At 67.4% G+C, this 14932-nt stretch carries 20 protein-coding genes and 1 riboswitch; of the genes, 11 read left to right on the top strand and 9 right to left on the bottom strand.

The genetic code is table 11. The features are described 5' to 3' along the window. Positions 1-84: 84 nt before the first annotated feature. The 3 genes from ON41_RS29805 to ON41_RS29795 all read left to right on the top strand — a co-directional run bounded on the left by ON41_RS29805 (position 85) and on the right by ON41_RS29795 (position 2344). Complete coding sequence (locus ON41_RS29805; protein WP_040751365.1) at positions 85-522, top strand: Rv0361 family membrane protein; 438 nt, start codon at positions 85-87, stop codon at positions 520-522. 45 nt (positions 523-567) lie between these two features. Beyond that, positions 568-687, top strand: a riboswitch (SAM riboswitch). Positions 688-704: 17 nt separating this feature from the next. After that, the gene (locus ON41_RS29800; RefSeq protein WP_040751364.1) at positions 705-1127 is read left to right on the top strand and encodes a rhodanese-like domain-containing protein; all 423 of its coding nucleotides are present in this window, start codon (positions 705-707) and stop codon (positions 1125-1127) included. Then, the gene (locus ON41_RS29795; protein WP_040751363.1) at positions 1124-2344 is read left to right on the top strand and encodes an O-succinylhomoserine sulfhydrylase; all 1221 of its coding nucleotides are present in this window, start codon (positions 1124-1126) and stop codon (positions 2342-2344) included. The genes ON41_RS29800 and ON41_RS29795 overlap by 4 nt, the downstream gene beginning before the upstream one ends. Before the next feature lie 4 nt (positions 2345-2348). On the opposite strand, the gene nrdF is transcribed toward ON41_RS29795, so the two are convergent. Beyond that, positions 2349-3314 carry a class 1b ribonucleoside-diphosphate reductase subunit beta gene (gene nrdF / locus ON41_RS29790; protein ID WP_040751362.1) on the bottom strand — a complete coding sequence of 322 codons (966 nt, stop codon included), beginning with the start codon at positions 3312-3314 and terminating at the stop codon, positions 2349-2351. Positions 3315-3487: 173 nt separating this feature from the next. Here nrdF and ON41_RS29785 point away from each other — a divergent pair, with 173 nt between their 5' ends. After that, the gene (locus ON41_RS29785; RefSeq protein ID WP_218003577.1) at positions 3488-4132 is read left to right on the top strand and encodes a type 1 glutamine amidotransferase family protein; all 645 of its coding nucleotides are present in this window, start codon (positions 3488-3490) and stop codon (positions 4130-4132) included. Between the two features lie 11 nt (positions 4133-4143). Continuing rightward, positions 4144-4587, top strand: a complete 444-nt coding sequence (locus ON41_RS29780; protein WP_040751360.1) for a MarR family winged helix-turn-helix transcriptional regulator — start codon at positions 4144-4146, stop codon at positions 4585-4587. A gap of 118 nt (positions 4588-4705) precedes the next feature. On the opposite strand, the gene ON41_RS29775 is transcribed toward ON41_RS29780, so the two are convergent. Further along, complete coding sequence (locus ON41_RS29775) at positions 4706-5464, bottom strand: HAD-IIA family hydrolase (RefSeq protein WP_051162773.1); 759 nt, start codon at positions 5462-5464, stop codon at positions 4706-4708. 190 nt (positions 5465-5654) lie between these two features. On the opposite strand from ON41_RS29775, the gene fgd reads away from it, so the two are divergent. Next, a complete protein-coding gene (fgd, locus tag ON41_RS29770) occupies positions 5655-6662 on the top strand; it encodes a glucose-6-phosphate dehydrogenase (coenzyme-F420) (protein ID WP_040751358.1) in 1008 nt (335 codons plus the stop codon). A 235-nt stretch (positions 6663-6897) separates the two neighbouring features. On the opposite strand, the gene ON41_RS29765 is transcribed toward fgd, so the two are convergent. After that, positions 6898-7407: a nitroreductase/quinone reductase family protein gene (locus ON41_RS29765; protein ID WP_040751356.1), complete on the bottom strand. Its 510-nt coding sequence runs from the start codon at positions 7405-7407 to the stop codon at positions 6898-6900. Positions 7408-7539: 132 nt separating this feature from the next. On the opposite strand from ON41_RS29765, the gene ON41_RS29760 reads away from it, so the two are divergent. Further along, positions 7540-8136, top strand: a complete 597-nt coding sequence (locus ON41_RS29760) for a DUF2867 domain-containing protein (RefSeq protein WP_040751354.1) — start codon at positions 7540-7542, stop codon at positions 8134-8136. Here the strand turns inward: ON41_RS29760 and ON41_RS29755 are convergent, their stop codons facing one another. The 3 genes from ON41_RS29755 to ON41_RS29745 are packed head-to-tail and all read right to left on the bottom strand — an operon-like array spanning position 8137 to position 9572. Then, on the bottom strand, positions 8137-8472 hold the full coding sequence (locus ON41_RS29755; protein ID WP_040751353.1) for a YnfA family protein: 336 nt from the start codon (positions 8470-8472) through the stop codon (positions 8137-8139). A 25-nt stretch (positions 8473-8497) separates the two neighbouring features. Further along, on the bottom strand, positions 8498-9106 hold the full coding sequence (locus ON41_RS29750; RefSeq protein WP_040751352.1) for a hypothetical protein: 609 nt from the start codon (positions 9104-9106) through the stop codon (positions 8498-8500). Then, positions 9081-9572 (bottom strand): DUF4254 domain-containing protein, encoded by a 492-nt coding sequence (locus ON41_RS29745; protein WP_051162759.1) that lies wholly within the window; start codon positions 9570-9572, stop codon positions 9081-9083. The genes ON41_RS29750 and ON41_RS29745 overlap by 26 nt, the downstream gene beginning before the upstream one ends. Positions 9573-9750: 178 nt before the next feature. Here ON41_RS29745 and ON41_RS29740 point away from each other — a divergent pair, with 178 nt between their 5' ends. From ON41_RS29740 to ON41_RS40690, 3 genes are all read left to right on the top strand, one after another. After that, positions 9751-10629 (top strand): helix-turn-helix domain-containing protein, encoded by an 879-nt coding sequence (locus ON41_RS29740; RefSeq protein WP_040751351.1) that lies wholly within the window; start codon positions 9751-9753, stop codon positions 10627-10629. 5 nt (positions 10630-10634) lie between these two features. Beyond that, positions 10635-10970, top strand: a complete 336-nt coding sequence (locus tag ON41_RS29735; RefSeq protein ID WP_040751349.1) for a DUF397 domain-containing protein — start codon at positions 10635-10637, stop codon at positions 10968-10970. Positions 10971-11114: 144 nt separating this feature from the next. Beyond that, positions 11115-11780 carry a hypothetical protein gene (locus ON41_RS40690; protein ID WP_174411376.1) on the top strand — a complete coding sequence of 222 codons (666 nt, stop codon included), beginning with the start codon at positions 11115-11117 and terminating at the stop codon, positions 11778-11780. Here the strand turns inward: ON41_RS40690 and ON41_RS29720 are convergent. Next, entirely contained in the window at positions 11761-12126 is a 366-nt protein-coding gene (locus tag ON41_RS29720) for a hypothetical protein (protein WP_246460968.1), read from the bottom strand. The two genes, ON41_RS40690 and ON41_RS29720, sit on opposite strands and share 20 nt — an antisense overlap. A gap of 334 nt (positions 12127-12460) precedes the next feature. Here ON41_RS29720 and ON41_RS29715 point away from each other — a divergent pair, with 334 nt between their 5' ends. After that, complete coding sequence (locus tag ON41_RS29715) at positions 12461-13654, top strand: Cmx/CmrA family chloramphenicol efflux MFS transporter (protein WP_040751344.1); 1194 nt, start codon at positions 12461-12463, stop codon at positions 13652-13654. On the opposite strand, the gene ON41_RS29710 is transcribed toward ON41_RS29715, so the two are convergent. Then, positions 13618-14421: an LLM class flavin-dependent oxidoreductase gene (locus tag ON41_RS29710; RefSeq protein WP_040751343.1), complete on the bottom strand. Its 804-nt coding sequence runs from the start codon at positions 14419-14421 to the stop codon at positions 13618-13620. The two genes, ON41_RS29715 and ON41_RS29710, sit on opposite strands and share 37 nt — an antisense overlap. A 150-nt stretch (positions 14422-14571) precedes the next feature. Beyond that, positions 14572-14925 carry a YybH family protein gene (locus ON41_RS29705; protein WP_218003575.1) on the bottom strand — a complete coding sequence of 118 codons (354 nt, stop codon included), beginning with the start codon at positions 14923-14925 and terminating at the stop codon, positions 14572-14574. Positions 14926-14932 lie beyond the last annotated feature (7 nt).

Raw genomic sequence — 14932 nt, 5'->3', positions numbered from 1 at the left:
ACAGCCGCGGGCGTTATTCCCGGGATCCGCCGGGAAATGCGGGTGTGATCTGCGACACCAGCATCGACCAGGGATGATCGACCCATGACCGACGCGGACGACCCGACCCCGATCGACCAGCGCGACACCAGCCGATCACCCGTTCCGTTCCTCGCGGCCGCGGTGGTGGCGGTACTGGTTGTCGGCGGCATCGTGGCCCTCGCGGTGGCCCGGCCGGTTGAGAACAATGTCACAGATTCCGATCGGATCGCGATCGCCGCGCGCAATTTCGCGACCGCCCAGGAGGATTCGGACGCGGCGCGGCGCGCGACCACCGCGTGCGCCGGATTCGATGCGGGCCGTTCGCCGTTGGGCCCGGACGCGGTCGGCAAGAAGGTCGAGATCGTGCGGGTCACCGACGCCGTCCCCGAGGGCGACCATGCACGAGCCACGGTGACGAGCCGGATCGACGGCCACGAGACGACCTCGACCTGGAATCTGGCCCGCGGCGACGAGGGCTGGCTGGTCTGCGATCGGCCGTGAATTGGTGTTTGACATGCGACCTTGTGTCCAGGCACTCTCAATCCAGGTCATGAGCGCCAGCGCCAAGCCCCGGCTCGCTGGTCGGCAACCCTCCTCCGCGGTGGGGTGCTCCGGGTGACGACCTGGCCTCGCGCCGAAGTCTCCTCGGCGCGGCAAGTGCGGATTCTCAGGAGGTGTGAGTAGTGACGTATGCAGGCGACATCACCCCACAGCAGGCGTGGGATCTGTTGCGCGACAACCCCGATGCCGTCCTCGTGGACGTGCGGACCGAGGCCGAGTGGCGGTTCGTGGGCGTGCCGGACACCAGCTCGATCGATCGGCCGACCGCGCTGATCGAATGGGTCGACGGGACGGGCGCGCCGAACGCGGCGTTCGTGGATCAGTTGAAGCAGGCGCTGGCCGGGCGCGCGCCGGATACCGACGCCCCGGTGATCTTCCTGTGCCGCTCCGGGCAGCGGTCCATCGGCGCGGCGACCGCGGCGACGGGCGCCGGTTTCGCGCCGTCGTTCAACGTGCTCGAGGGTTTCGAGGGCCCGCTGGACGCGCACGGTCACCGCGGCGGCGCCGGCTGGCGCGCGCTGGGCCTGCCGTGGAGGCAGTCGTGATCACCGGCGGCGCATTCGACAAGCCGCTGCCCGAGGGCGTCGGCCCGGCCACGCTGGGCGTGCGCGGCGGGCTGCGGCGATCCGGATTCGAGGAGACCTCCGAGGCGCTGTACCTGTCCTCCGGATTCGTCTACGAGAGCGCCGAGGCGGCCGAGGCCGCGTTCACCGGCGATGTCGAGCATTTCGTGTACTCGCGCTACGGCAACCCGACGGTCGCCATGTTCGAGGAGCGGATGCGCCTGCTCGAGGGCGCGGAGGCGTGTTTCGCGACCGCCAGCGGCATGTCGGCCGTGTTCACCGCGCTGGGCGCGCTGCTGGGCAACGGCGACCGGCTGGTCGCGGCGCGCAGCCTGTTCGGTTCCTGTTTCGTGGTCTGCAACGAGATCCTGCCGCGCTGGGGCGTGGAGACCGTCTTCGTCGACGGCGAGGATCTCGCGCAGTGGGAGGAGGCGCTGTCGAAGCCCACCCAGGCCGTCTTCTTCGAGACCCCGTCCAACCCGATGCAGACCCTGGTGGATGTGCGGCGGGTCTCCGAGCTGGCGCATGCCGCCGGGGCGAAAGTGGTGCTGGACAACGTCTTCGCCACCCCGCTACTGCAACGCAGCCTGGATCTCGGGGCCGATGTCGTGGTGTATTCGGGCACCAAGCACATCGATGGTCAGGGCCGGGTGCTCGGCGGCGCGATCCTCGGCACGCAGGACTACGTCGACGGCCCGGTGAAGCATCTGATGCGGCACACCGGCCCGGCGCTGAGCCCGTTCAACGCGTGGACCCTGCTCAAGGGCCTGGAGACCATGCCGCTGCGGGTGCACCGGTCCGCGGAATCCGCCCTGCGGATCGCCGAATTCCTCGAGGGGCATCCCGGCGTCTCCTGGACGAAATACCCGTTCCTGGAGTCGCATCCGCAGTACCTGCTGGCGCAGGATCAGATGTCGGGCGGCGGCACGGTCGTCACCTTCGAACTCGCCGCGACCGGTGGCGGCGACGCGGCGAAGAAGCGCGCGTTCGAGGTGCTCAACCGCCTGCGCATCATCGACATCTCCAACAATCTCGGCGATTCCAAGACCCTGATCACCCATCCGGCGACCACCACACACCGGGCCATGGGCCCGGAAGGCCGTGCGGCCGTGGGGATCACCGACGGCGTGGTCCGTGTCTCGGTCGGCCTCGAGGATGTCGAGGACCTGCTCGGGGATCTGGACCACGCGCTGAGCTGACGGCTCAGAAGTCCCAGTCGGCGTCCTCGGTCTGCTGCTGCTTGCCGATGACGTAGGAACTGCCGGAACCGGAGAAGAAGTCGTGGTTCTCGCCCGCGCCCGGATCGAGCGCGGCGAGAATCGCGGGGTCCACCCGGCAGTCCTCCGGGTCGAACATGGGCTCGTAGCCCAGGTTGCCCAGCGCGCGATTGGCGTTGAAGCGCATGAACGGCAGCACCTCCTCCGTCCAGCCGACCTCGTCGTACAGATCGTGGGCGTAGCCGATCTCGTTGGCGTACAACGCGTTCAGTAGCTCGTAGGTGTAGTTCCGGTGGTCGGTGCGCTCGGCCTCGGACAGTTCCTCGACCCCGAGGCGGCACTTGTACCCGATGTAATAGCCGTGCACCGCCTCGTCCCTGATGATGAGGCGGATGAGATCGGCTGTGTTGGTGAGCTTTCCGCGCGCCGACCACCGCATCGGCAGGAAGAAGCCGGAATAGAAGAGGAACGATTCCAGCATCACCGACGCGGCCTTGCGCTTCAGCGCGTCGTCACCGCGGTAGTAGTCGACGATGATGCGCGCCTTGTTCTGCAAGTGCGGATTGTCCTCGGACCAGTCGAACGCCGCATCGATCTGCCGGGTCGAGCACAGTGTGGAGAAGATCGAGCTGTAGCTCTTGGCGTGCACCGACTCCATGAAGGCGATATTGGTCAGCACGGCCTCCTCGTGTGGCGTGCGGGCATCGGCCAGCATCGCCACCGCGCCCACGGTGGCCTGGGCGGTGTCCAGCAGGGTGAGGCCGGTGAAGACCCGGGTGGTCAGCTGTTGTTCGGCCGGGGCCAGCTGCTCCCAGGTGTGCAGGTCGTTGGACAGCGGGACGCGCTCGGGCAACCAGAAGTTGCCGGTCAGCCGGTCCCAGACCGCGGCGTCGGTGGGGTCGGGCAGGCGGTTCCAATTGATCGCGTGCACGCGGTCGACGAGTGTGCTCATGCGGCTCTCCGATCGGCGGAAACGGGTAGTTCGGTAAGGCTAACACTATATTTCGGTAGCCCGAATTACGGACGGTGGCCGTGTTGTGCCTCTATCTCGAGTCTGCTCCTCGGGACGGGAGTTCGCTTCGATTATTGACAGCATACTGTCAAATATGACAGCATGCTGTCATGATGAAAACAGTGCACATGGCCGTCTACGACACCTTCGCCGATTGGGAGGTCGGGCATGTCACCGCGCACGTCAATCGGGCGCTGTGGCAGCGCGAGCCGGGGACCTGGCGGGTGCTGACCGTGGGTGCGTCGTCGGAGCCGGTCACCTCGGCCGGCGGGATGCGCGTCGTTCCGGACGTCGTGCTCGGCGAGCTGTCACCGGCCGACAGCGCGATGCTGATCCTGCCGGGCTCCGACACCTGGGAGGCGGGCGCCTTGGCGGCGTTCGGGCACAAGGCGCGCGAATTCCTCGCGGCGGGCGTGCCGGTGGCGGGCATCTGCGGCGCGACCTTCGGACTCGCAACCGAGGGCCTGCTCGACGCGCGGCCGCACACCAGCAACGACCCGAATTACCTTGGCATGAGCGGCTATTCCGGTTCCGAGTACTACCTGCGGGAACCCGCCGTCGCGGACAGTGACCTGATCACGGCCACCGGAACGCGCCCGGTGGAGTTCGCCAGGGCCGTCCTGGCCCGGCTGGGCGTCTACGAGCCGCACGTCCTCGATGCCTGGTACGCGCTGTACGGTCACAACGATCCACAGGGCTTCTACACACTCGCCGAGTACGAGCAGCGGCGGGCGGTGCCGGAAGCCGCCGCGCGCTGACCGGAGGGGACATGACCCGCACCGACCAGGACCTGTTCGCCACCGCCGCGGTGACGACCTTCAAGCTGAACGGCCAATTCCTCGCCGTCGCCGAGGAATTGGCGCGCCCGGCCGGTATCACCGTGGCCTGGTGGCAGGTGCTCGGCGCGATCCTGCGCGCCCCGCTCCCGGTCGCCGGCATCGCCCGCGAGATGGGCATCACCCGCCAGAGCGTCCAGCGCGTCGCAGACCTCCTGGTGGACAAGGGCTTCGCCGAATACCGCACCAACCCCGCCCACCGCCGCGCCAAACTCGTCGCCATCACCGAGGTCGGCCACGAGGCCGTCCGCCGAATCGACCCCCAGCACGCCGAAATGGCGAAACGCCTTGCGGCCGAACTGGGTACGCAGCGGCTAGCCGAGATCGCCGACGCACTCACAAGTCTCTCCGCGGCCCTGGAACGAATCGGGCACTAGCGGGAACTCACCGATGGTTTCCGGCCAAAAGCACGCCGGAAACAAGGGCCTCGCGTGGACAAGGTCTCTTATCTTCCCCGGCATGCTTTTGGCCGGGGCCACAGGCGACCGACAGCCCTCAGGACGCGAACGGGTCGCCCGTGCGCCCCACCAGGTCGGCGACGGACTCTATGACGGTGGTCGGGCGGTACGGGTAGTGCTCGACCGAGGCGCGGGTGGAGATGCCCGAGGTGACCAGGATGGTGCGCATACCGGCCTCGAGGCCCGCGATCACATCCGTGTCCATGCGGTCGCCGATCATCACCGAAGACTGCGAATGCGCGCCGATGCGGCGCAGCGCGGACCGCATCATCAGGGGATTCGGCTTGCCGACGTAGTACGGGTCGCGGCCGGTGGCCCGGGTGATCAAGGCGGCGACCGAACCCGTGGCGGGCAGGACGCCCTCGCGGGACGGGCCCGTCGCGTCCGGATTCGTGGCGATGAAGCGGGCCCCGCGCTCGACCAGGCGGATGGCCGTGGTGATCGCCTCGAACGAGTACGTGCGGGTCTCGCCCAGCACCACGTAGTCCGGATCGCTGTCGGTGAGGACGTAGCCGATCTCGTGCAGCGCGGTGGTGAGACCGGACTCGCCGACCACGTACGCGGTGCCGCCGGGGCGCTGCTCGTCCAGGAAGGTCGCGGTGGCCAGAGCGGAGGTCCAGATCGCCTCGGCCGGGATGTCCAGGCCGGAGTGCCGCAGCCGGGCCTGGAGATCCCGCGGCGTGCGGATGGAGTTGTTGGTGAGCACCAGGAACGGGGTGCCGCTCTCCTGCAGCTCCGCGAGGAACTTGTCCGCGCCGGGCACCAGGTGGTCCTCGTGCACCAGGACCCCGTCCATATCGGTGAGGTAGGACAGAATGGGCTCGTCGTCGGCAGTCACCAGCCAATTGTGGGCTATTCACTGATCGGATGTGGACAACTCGGGAAGTTGCGACCATTCACACACCGTTGAACACCGCTGACTATGTTCGAAGTAGGGCCCGGGGCGCACGCCCCGCGGCACGAGCGACAGCGACAGGAGTGACGCAGTGAGTGGACTCAAGCTCGGGTACAAGGCGTCGGCGGAACAGTTCGGTCCCCGTGAGCTGGTGGAACTCGGGGTGCTCGTCGAGGAGCACGGGCTCGACAGTGCCACGGTCAGCGATCACTTCCAGCCGTGGCGGCACGAGGGCGGGCATGCCCCGTTCTCGCTGGCGTGGATGACCGCGGTCGGCGAGCGCACGAAGCGCATCCAGCTCGGCACCTCGGTGCTGACCCCCACCTTCCGGTACAACCCGGCCGTGATCGCGCAGGCGTTCGCGACCATGGGCTGCCTGTATCCCGACCGCATCATGCTGGGTGTCGGGACGGGCGAGGCGCTCAACGAGATCGCCACCGGCTACAAGGGCGAATGGCCGGAGTTCAAGGAGCGGTTCGCGCGGCTACGCGAATCCGTGGACCTGATGCGGGCCCTGTGGACCGGCGACCGGGTCACCTTCGAGGGCGAGTACTACACCACCGTCGGCGCCTCCATCTACGACGTGCCGAAGGGCGGCATCCCGATCTACGTCGCCGCGGGCGGTCCGCTGGTGGCCCGGTACGCCGGTCGCGCCGGAGACGGTTTCATCTGCACCTCCGGCAAGGGCATGGATCTCTACACCGAGAAGCTCATGCCGGCGGTCGGCGAGGGCGCCGCGAAGGCCGGGCGCACGGTCGACGATATCGACCGGATGATCGAGATCAAGATCTCCTACGATACGGATCCCGAACTGGCGCTGGAGAATACGCGCTTCTGGGCCCCGTTGTCGCTGACCGCGGAGCAGAAGCACAGCATCACCGACCCCATCGAGATGGAGGCCGCCGCCGACGCGCTGCCGATCGAGCAGATCGCCAAGCGCTGGATCGTCGCCAGCGACCCCGACGAGGCCGTCGCCCAGGTCAAGCCCTACGTCGACGCGGGCCTCAACCACCTGGTCTTCCACGCCCCCGGCCACGACCAGCGCCGCTTCCTGGACCTCTTCCAGCGCGACCTGGCCCCCAGGCTGCGGGCCCTGTAACGCCCGACAATCTTGTGGTGCCTTCCTGGCCGCCAGGACCTACAACCTCTCCTGGTGGCCAGGGGCAACACCCTCCTGGTCGTGAGGTCCTACTACCCTCCTGGTCGTGAGGTCCTACTACCCTCCTGGTCGTGAGGTCCTACTACCCTCCTGGTCGTGAGGTCCTACCACCTTCCTGGTCGTGAGGTCCTACCACCTTCCTGGTCGCCGAGCGCTTTTCTCGGCGACCAGGACCTCACACCCGAGTAAGCGCGAACAACCGTAGATCCCGCGTGGTGCGGGTGCGGTAGGCGGCATACGCCTCGCTCGTCTCGACGAAGCGCTCGAAGATCTCCCGCTTCTTCTCCTCGTCCTCGATCAGCTTCGCCTGCACCGGAATTCGCTCCCCGGCGATGGTCACGGTGCCGGTCGCGTCGGCCAGTAGATTGCCTGTCCAGGCCGGATGTCGCGCCTGTCCGAAGTTGCTGCCGATCACATACAGCACATCGCCGTCGTGGACGTAGAGCAGCGGACTCGTCCGTGGCTCCCCGGACTTGCGCCCGGTGGTGGTCAACAGGATGACCGGCGCACCCACCGGACCGAGCACGGTGTAGCGACCCGCGGTGCGCTCCAGCACTTTTCGATCCAGCGGCGTCAGCGTGCGGATCACGAACGATCCGGCCTTCGTCGCCGCGAACGGGCTCACCATCCGCGAGAGCAGACCCGTGCGCGATCCCCATTGCCGGTCCGGAAACTGTGCTGCCATGGGGGAGATCGTAGAGGCCGTGGCACTGATCACGCGCTGGATATGTAGAGCGGTTGTTCCATATGAATTAGAGTGTGTGTTCTATATAGATCCCACCGCACTCAGCGCGATCGAACGAAGAAGGGAGCCGGAATGCGTATCGAGAGTTCCGCGCACACCACCCAGCCGTGGCGGATTCACGAGATCACCCACGACTTCACCCTCGAGGATGTCTGGGCCCTGCCGACCCCCGGCGGCCCCGACGACTTCCCCCGCCTGGTCGATCTGGTCAGCACCGACGAAGACCCCGGTCAGCAGTCCCCGATCTTCCGCCTGCTCTTCGCGATCCGATGGAAACTCGGCGCCCTGCTCGGCTGGGACGCCCCCGGCCACGGCCTCGAAGCCCGCGTGCCCTCACTGCGCGACCGCCTGCCCGACGACCTCCGCGACGGCCCGCGCGGCCCCGAGATCCCCGGCAAACCCTTCCGCCCGCTCTATCTGACCGACTCCGAATACGCCGCCGAAATCGCCAACAGCACCATGCACGGCATCATGCACATCGCCTGGGTCCCAGACGAATCCGGCGGCTACCGCGGCCAGATGGCGGTCCTGGTGAAACCGAACGGCCTCCTCGGCCACCTCTACATGGCCGCCATCAAACCCTTCCGTTACACCCTGGTCTACCCGCGCCTGATGTCGGGCATCGAGCGCCAGTGGCGACGGCGGGACACCGGTTCGCACATCTCGTGACTACGCGGTGCGCGGGGCGTACATGATGACCGCGACGCCGATCAGGCAGATCGCCGCGCCGGTGATGTCCCACCGGTCGGGCCGGAATCCGTCCAAGGCCATGGCCCAGGCCAGCGATCCGGCGACGAACACCCCGCCGTAGGCGGCGAGGATGCGCCCGAAGTTGGCGTCGGGCTGCAAGGTGGCGACGAATCCGTAGAGGCCCAGCGCGATGATCCCCGCGCCGACCCAGGCCAACCCGCGGTGCTCGCGCACGCCTTGCCAGATCAGCCACGCCCCGCCGATCTCGGCGACGGCGGCCATGACGAACAGCAGGATCGAACGAACGACGGTCATGGGCGGGACCCTACGCACCGCCGCGCTACGCCCAGCGCGTCGACACCTCGGGGCGGCCGAGTTCTGCCCACAGCACCGTGCGCCCGCCCGCGCTGTGCCGTCCGCACCGCACACTGATCCGCTCGACGCATTCGGTTATCAAGCGACCGGAATCGATGATGACCTGCGCATTCTCCGGGGAATCGTGCAACTCGACGACGAGTCGCGCCGCCGAGAGAACCCGCAGCCGCAGCGTCATCCGCGTCGGATACCCGAGCGGACACGCCTCGACGGCGGCGACGAACGCGGTGATCAACTCCTGGACTGCGCACTCACCGTCGATCAGAACATCGCCCCACTGCCATCGAATCAACGTGTTGTGCACGAAGATTCGAGCGACGGGCAGGGCGGTCCACTGCGCCGAGAGGTCGATGCGGTCGATACCCGCACCGGGCGTCGTGCCCGGCGGCGGCAGGCCGACGCTACTGCCGGCGCGCGTCGCGAGGTGGGTGGCCACCTTGCTGAGTTGCGCTGCCAGGATTGCCTTTTCGCGCTCGCTCAGCGCGTTGGTGGCCGCGCCGACGGCGGCGCATTCGCAGGCTCCGAGGCGGCGGATGTGGTCGAGCAGGTCATTCTCGAATGCCGGGGTGTTCAAGATCGTGCTCCTGCTCGGTCGAATCCCGCTGTGAGTGGTTGTGGATGAGGAACGGAACCTTCCGCAGACCGGCCCCGATCTCGAACGCGAGATCGGTGTACGCCAGCGCAAGCTCGGCTAATCGCTCCCACACGTAGTGGCGTTGCAGGACGGATACATCGCTCCGGAGCGCGACCTCGGCGTCGACGGAGTATCGACCGATCCGGTCCACAACCATCCCCACGGTCTCCGTATGCATGTACGCCGCCCCGCGCGGCAGCGGCATATTGGCCGAGACCCAGCAATCGATGCAGTGCACCAACTTCGCTCTTGCACAGTCGATCCCGGGGAGATCTTCGTCCGACGCCGTCATGCGCGCGGCGTGCAGTGCGGCGAGTTCGCAAGCGGCCGATAGGACCGGATGTCCGAATAGCACTGTGCCGCTACAGGCTTCGAGAAGCATCTCCTTGGACGGAAGCTTGTTCATCGTCCGTTCCTCGATCCTCTCGGCAAGTGTTCGAAGATGACGCACCGACTGGTGGATTAGCGCAGACGCTACGCCAGTTGTTACAACCAATCAAGGACATGTTTGTACGTCGGATGGTGTGCCTGTGCAAGGGAGAGCTGTATCGTAAACGCGGCCTCATCCGGATGAGAGGATTGAGATGGCAAGTACGTCCCCCACCGTGGCGAGCTGGGAACTTATGCTTCGCATCGTCAATCGGGCCGACGAACGTGGTTTGAAGGCCGGCGCGATCCCCAAGGCGTTGGATGTCAGTCAGCAGTACTGGTCGAAGCTCACCCGCGGACGGGGTGTTCGAGGCACCCTGAGTGAGGACAAGCTGACGACGCTCCTGAACCTGCTCGAGTTCGATGCCGATGAACAGGCGGAGCTGCTGGCGCTGCGGGACGTTGCCAAGGGGCGCAATCCCTATGCCGAATACTCGGCTCTCTTCAGCGAGCAACTCATGCGGTTCTACGGGTTGGAGGCCGGGGCGCAGAGCATTCGCAGCTTTGAGAACAGTGTGGTCAGCGGCTTGCTTCAGACCGAGGACTACATCCGCGCTCTGATGAAGGCCATCGTCACAACCGGTCGGCCGACCGAAGTGGAACAGCGCGTCAGTGCACGCCTCCAGCGGCAGAGGCTCCTCGACGGCCCGGAGCCGTTGCAGTTGTCGATCGTCATGGGTGAGGCCGCGTTGATGCACCAGGTCGGTGGTCCCCAGGTGCATCGAGGACAGTTGCGGCATCTAGTCGAACTGATAGAACGGCATCCCGGAACGCTGGATGTCCGGGTGATCCCGTACGAGGCGGGCGCAGCGATCGCCGGCCTGAACTCCGCGACGTTCCACCTGCTGGACTTCGAGAGCGGACGTCTACCAACGGTGGGTTGGGTCGAATCCGCCGCATACGGTGAGATCATCGATACACCCAAGCGGGTGAACGACATGGACTACCTGTACAAACAGGTGCGGTCGATTGCGCTGGACCAGAAAGAGTCGGCCGACTTGATCGGTCGACTCGGAAGGCAGAAGCTAAGGTAAGCGATGTGAGCACCAGCTTTTTCAAGTCCACGTTCAGCGGGAGCGACCAGACCTGCGTCGAGGTCGCCCACCGAACCGACACCGTGCTCATCCGCGACAGCAAGTACACGGGCCCCGTGCACGAGCAGCCGACCGTGTCCGTCCCGGCATCGGACTGGCCCGCGTTCCTGGATCTCGTGCTGAGTCTTCGATCCGGAAAGCCCGGCGGCGCTGTGGAAATCGCGCTTCATCCGGACGGCGGGGCGACGATCGTGGGTGAAGGTGCGGCCTTGGTCTACAACGCCGACGAGTGGGATGCCTTCGCCAAGGGTGTGGCCGACGGCGAATTCGATCGCCACTGAACCTCCTCGATCGGCGGCGGGGCAGATGTCTTGTACCGCAGTCGATCATGGCCTGATGTTTCGATGCTCGTCAGGCATGGTGGGCCTGCGCGGCGCAGATACTCGTCTCTTTTGTGAGCGGCTGTTTGCGGTCATTATTTGATGGTGTCGACAGAACAGGATCACCGCGCCCCTGAGTCGGCAGAACTCGACGAGCGTGAATCCGCGCTAGCCGACCTGGAGGCCAGGGTCGCGCGACGGGAAGCTCGGGTGCGGGCCCGGGAGGACGCGGTCGCTCTCCGCGAGCAGGCCGCCGACGAGCGGGAACAAGCGGCCGATGACGCGGCGGCTGCCGCCGCGGAACGCGAGGCCCTCGCAGACGAACGCGAGGCCCTCGCAGACGAACGCGAGGCCCTCGCAGACGAACGCGAGGCCCTCGCAGACGAACGCGACCGCGCGGCCGATACTCGCGACGCCAAAGCCGATCAGCGCGAACGGGAAGCCGACCAGCGGGAGGAACTCCTCAACGCCCTGGAACGACGGTTGGACGATCACGCCCGCAACGTCGGCCAGGTGACGGAAACAGCTAGCCAGCGCCTCCGGGAGGCGATCATTCGCAGCCGGGCCTTGCTGGCGTCGAGTGCGACACACCTCGATCGCACCGAGGCCGCGCTGGACCGCGCCGACGCCAGCGGCCGACGCGAGCAGGCGGAGATCGACCGCGTGTCCGCCGACAGCAAGCGTGAGTTCGCCGGGAGGGACGAACCGAAGATCGAAGCAGCGCGCCCGGCGCCGGACGACGAGGGCGCGATCAGTCGCGGTAGATCTTGACGTAGGCGTTGGTAGCCGTGCCGATGCTCAGGCCGTTCACGCACGACGCCGAGCCGCCACCGGACGGGCTGAAGGATCCGCTCCACGAACCCCGGTACGGGCCGATGGTCATCAACGGGAAGGCGAAGGGCACGGGTGCCAGACCGAAGCACTCGACGACCAGGCTGTACTCCCGGCCCGGGGGAGCATCGACATCGTGGCAGGTCGCGGTCGCGCCCACGAGGTCGCGGGTGACGGTGCAATCCTCGGGCGCGGCGTTCGCGGTGCCGGCGCCGAACACGGCGGCGCACCCCAGGACCGACGCGGCGGCAACCGCCGTCCGCGTGACAGCGACTGTTCTGCTCATTACTGGTCCTTCCGAAGGGTTGATACTCAGCAATCGAACCTGGCCATCGAATTGTTAGCTATCGCACCGGCCGGGGCCTCTCGACGGCGGTGGTTGTTAGGGTGTGGGGGTGAGTTCCCCGGAGGCTTCCAGACGGTAGCCGCCTGGTCTGCGGGCCGGGCGGCGTTGTGAACGTGATCCCCCTCGGTCGTTGAGCGGCCGTGCGGGTCGGGCGTGTCGCAGCGCTGGATGAAGCCGGTTTCTGCGGTCGGGTGCGGGATTGCCCGGCTTCGCAACTCATCTCGGGTGCCGTGAATATCTTTTGTGGCGCCCTGTATCCGGGGAGTTTCCTCCTATGCCCATTGTGGTATTCGTGCTGGCTGTCGCTGTTTTCGCGCAGGGCACATCCGAGTTCATGGTGTCGGGGTTGTTGGAGCGGATAGCGGGTGACGTCGGGGTGTCGCTCGGCGCTGCCGGATTGCTGACCTCGCTGTTCGCGGCGGGGATGGTGCTGGGCGCGCCGGTGATGGCGATGGCCGCGGGGCGGCTGCCCGTCAGATATTCGGTGACCGCGTTTCTAGGAGTGTTCTGTATCGCGCATGTGATCGGTGCCGCGACAACAGGTTTCGCGGTGCTGCTGGTGACGCGCGTTGTCGCGGCGGTCGCCAATGCCGGGTTTCTGGCGATCGTGCTGGCCGTGTTGCCGAGGCTGGTCGGGCCGGCGCTGGTCGGGCGGGCGACCTCGGTGGTGGTGTCCGGTGTGACGGTGGCGTGTATCGCCGGTGTTCCCGCGGGCACGCTGCTGGGGCAGGTCTGGGGGTGGCGTTCGGCGTTCTGGGCTGTCGCGGTCGTCAGCGCGGCACTCCTCGTGCCGGTGTGGTTGATGCTCGATCATGATGTGCGCGAAGGGGGTACGTCGGACGGCCAAGCACCCCCGGTGCGGCGCGAATGGTCGGTGCTACGGCAACGGCCGATCCTGATCGCCGTCCTCGCCGGGATCCTGGTCAACGCCGCGACCTTCGCGGGGTTCACCTATCTCGGCAGCATCACGACCGCCATCGCCGGGGGCGGTCGGTGGGTTCCGTTGGCGCTGGCGCTGTTCGGCGTCGGCTCGTTTCTCGGAGTGACGATCACCGGCCGCTACAGCGACCGCCATCAGCGGCGGATCGTTGTCGCCGGAACGGTCCTACTCGTCGGAGTCTGGCTGCTGGCCGCCGCGACCGCGTACGCGCTGATCGGCGTGATGATCATGTCGACGGTGGCGGGCGCCGTCGCGTTCGGCGTCGGTTCCACGCTGATCGCGACGATAGTGCGCACCGCCACCCCCGACGCGCCGCGTATCGCCGGCGCCCTGGCGACCACCGCGTTCAACGTCGGCGCGGTCCTCGGCCCGGTCGCCGCCGGTCTGGCCGTCGACCGGACCGAGCAACCCACCACGGCGTTCTGGTGCGGTGCGGCCTTCACCGCTGCCGCCGTGGTCGTGGCTGTGATCGGCGAGATTCGAGCGTCAATTCACAAGGCGGACTTGACCTTTGCGGCGAATTCGTAGGTGGCGCGCCAGTCGTCGGAGTGCGGGGCGATGATCACGCGCTCCGCACCGGCGGCGACGTAGGCCGCGGTGCGGTCCGTGGCCTCGGAGAGGTCGGAGGGCAGGGCGGCTACGACGGTGACGGCGGGGGTGGGACGGTTACGCTCGGCGGCCAGGTCGGCCAAACGTGTTGTGGTGGAGGGCAGTTCGTCGGGCGAGGGGTTCATGGCGATCCAGCCGTCGGCGTAGGTCGCGGCGCGGCGGAGGGCGGCGGGGGCGTCGCCGGCCACCAGGATCGGGGGGACGGTGGCGCCGGGGGAGAGGGTCGCCTCGGTGCCGTCGGGGAGGGTCGCGGGGCGTCCGGCGATGAGGTCCGGGAGGATCGCGAGGGCCTCGTCGGTGCGGCGGCCGCGGTCGGCGAAGGACTGGCCCGCCGCGCGCCAGCCGATATCGCCGTGGGCCGGGTTGCCGGTGCCGATGCCGAGCAGGATGCGGTCGCCGGAGAGGTATTGCAGCGTCGCGACCTGCTTGGCCGCCCAGGCGGTGGGGCGCAGGGCCAGGAGCAGCACGCCGTATCCGACGCGAATGCGGTCGGTGACCGCGGCGGCGGTGGCGACCACGCCCGTGCTCTCCAGGATCGGCGCGCTGGCCAGGAGGTGGTCGGTGGACCACACGGAATCCAGCCCCACCTCCTCGGCGAGCCGCGCCGCGGCCCGCACGTCACCGAGGATCGGCCGGGCGGGGTCCGGCGTGGAGGTGGGGAGGATGGTGCCGATGTCGAGAGTCATACCGGAATCCAACCTCGCGGGGCGAGATTGGATTCCGGCAAGGGAGACTTGCCACGAGATTGGATTCCGGCAAGGGGAACTTGCCACGAGATTGGATTCCGGCAACGGAACTTCCCACGAGATTGGATTCCGGCGAAGCTCCCCGCTCTTCTACGGCGTGAATACGGGCTGGTCCACGGCCCACAGCCAGGAGCCGTCGGGCTGGCGGCGGGCGATCTCGACGGTGACCTCGCCGGTGGTGAGGGTGGAGGCTGTGAGGGCCAGGTCGCTGCTCATCAGGACCGGGTGTTGCCTGCCTGCTGTCAGCACCGGCTTGGCCGCGACGAACTGCTCGTACACCTTTCGGATTTCCGCGTGTCCGGTCGCGAGGTTGCCCGGCGGGAAGGCCAGGACGGCGTCCGGTTCGTACAGCGCCACCAGCCCGTCGACATCGCCCGCGTTGGCGCGCTCGATGAAGTATTTGCCCAGGTCGTTGGGGTCGGTGGCCACGTTCTCGTTTGTCATGGCGGCA

This window comes from Nocardia transvalensis NBRC 15921 (assembly GCF_000308875.1).
GTDB classification, from domain to species: Bacteria; Actinomycetota; Actinomycetes; order Mycobacteriales; family Mycobacteriaceae; genus Nocardia; species Nocardia transvalensis.
This window is presented reverse-complemented; position numbering and strand designations above follow the sequence as displayed.

Bases quoted from the DNA above. Each gene is read 5' to 3' on its own strand.
- ON41_RS29805 (WP_040751365.1), top strand. From the start codon at position 85: ATGACCGACGCGGACGACCCGACCCCGATCGACCAGCGCGACACCAGC.
- nrdF (WP_040751362.1), bottom strand. From the start codon at position 3,314: ATGAGCACACTCGTCGACCGCGTGCACGCGATCAATTGGAACCGCCTG.
- ON41_RS29785 (WP_218003577.1), top strand. From the start codon at position 3,488: ATGAAAACAGTGCACATGGCCGTCTACGACACCTTCGCCGATTGGGAG.
- ON41_RS29780 (WP_040751360.1), top strand. From the start codon at position 4,144: ATGACCCGCACCGACCAGGACCTGTTCGCCACCGCCGCGGTGACGACC.
- ON41_RS29775 (WP_051162773.1), bottom strand. From the start codon at position 5,464: ATGGACGGGGTCCTGGTGCACGAGGACCACCTGGTGCCCGGCGCGGAC.
- ON41_RS29765 (WP_040751356.1), bottom strand. From the start codon at position 7,407: ATGGCAGCACAGTTTCCGGACCGGCAATGGGGATCGCGCACGGGTCTG.
- ON41_RS29760 (WP_040751354.1), top strand. From the start codon at position 7,540: ATGCGTATCGAGAGTTCCGCGCACACCACCCAGCCGTGGCGGATTCAC.
- ON41_RS29755 (WP_040751353.1), bottom strand. From the start codon at position 8,472: ATGACCGTCGTTCGTTCGATCCTGCTGTTCGTCATGGCCGCCGTCGCC.
- ON41_RS29745 (WP_051162759.1), bottom strand. From the start codon at position 9,572: ATGAACAAGCTTCCGTCCAAGGAGATGCTTCTCGAAGCCTGTAGCGGC.
- ON41_RS29740 (WP_040751351.1), top strand. From the start codon at position 9,751: ATGGCAAGTACGTCCCCCACCGTGGCGAGCTGGGAACTTATGCTTCGC.
- ON41_RS29720 (WP_246460968.1), bottom strand. From the start codon at position 12,126: ATGAGCAGAACAGTCGCTGTCACGCGGACGGCGGTTGCCGCCGCGTCG.
- ON41_RS29715 (WP_040751344.1), top strand. From the start codon at position 12,461: ATGCCCATTGTGGTATTCGTGCTGGCTGTCGCTGTTTTCGCGCAGGGC.
- ON41_RS29710 (WP_040751343.1), bottom strand. From the start codon at position 14,421: ATGACTCTCGACATCGGCACCATCCTCCCCACCTCCACGCCGGACCCC.
- ON41_RS29705 (WP_218003575.1), bottom strand. From the start codon at position 14,925: ATGACAAACGAGAACGTGGCCACCGACCCCAACGACCTGGGCAAATAC.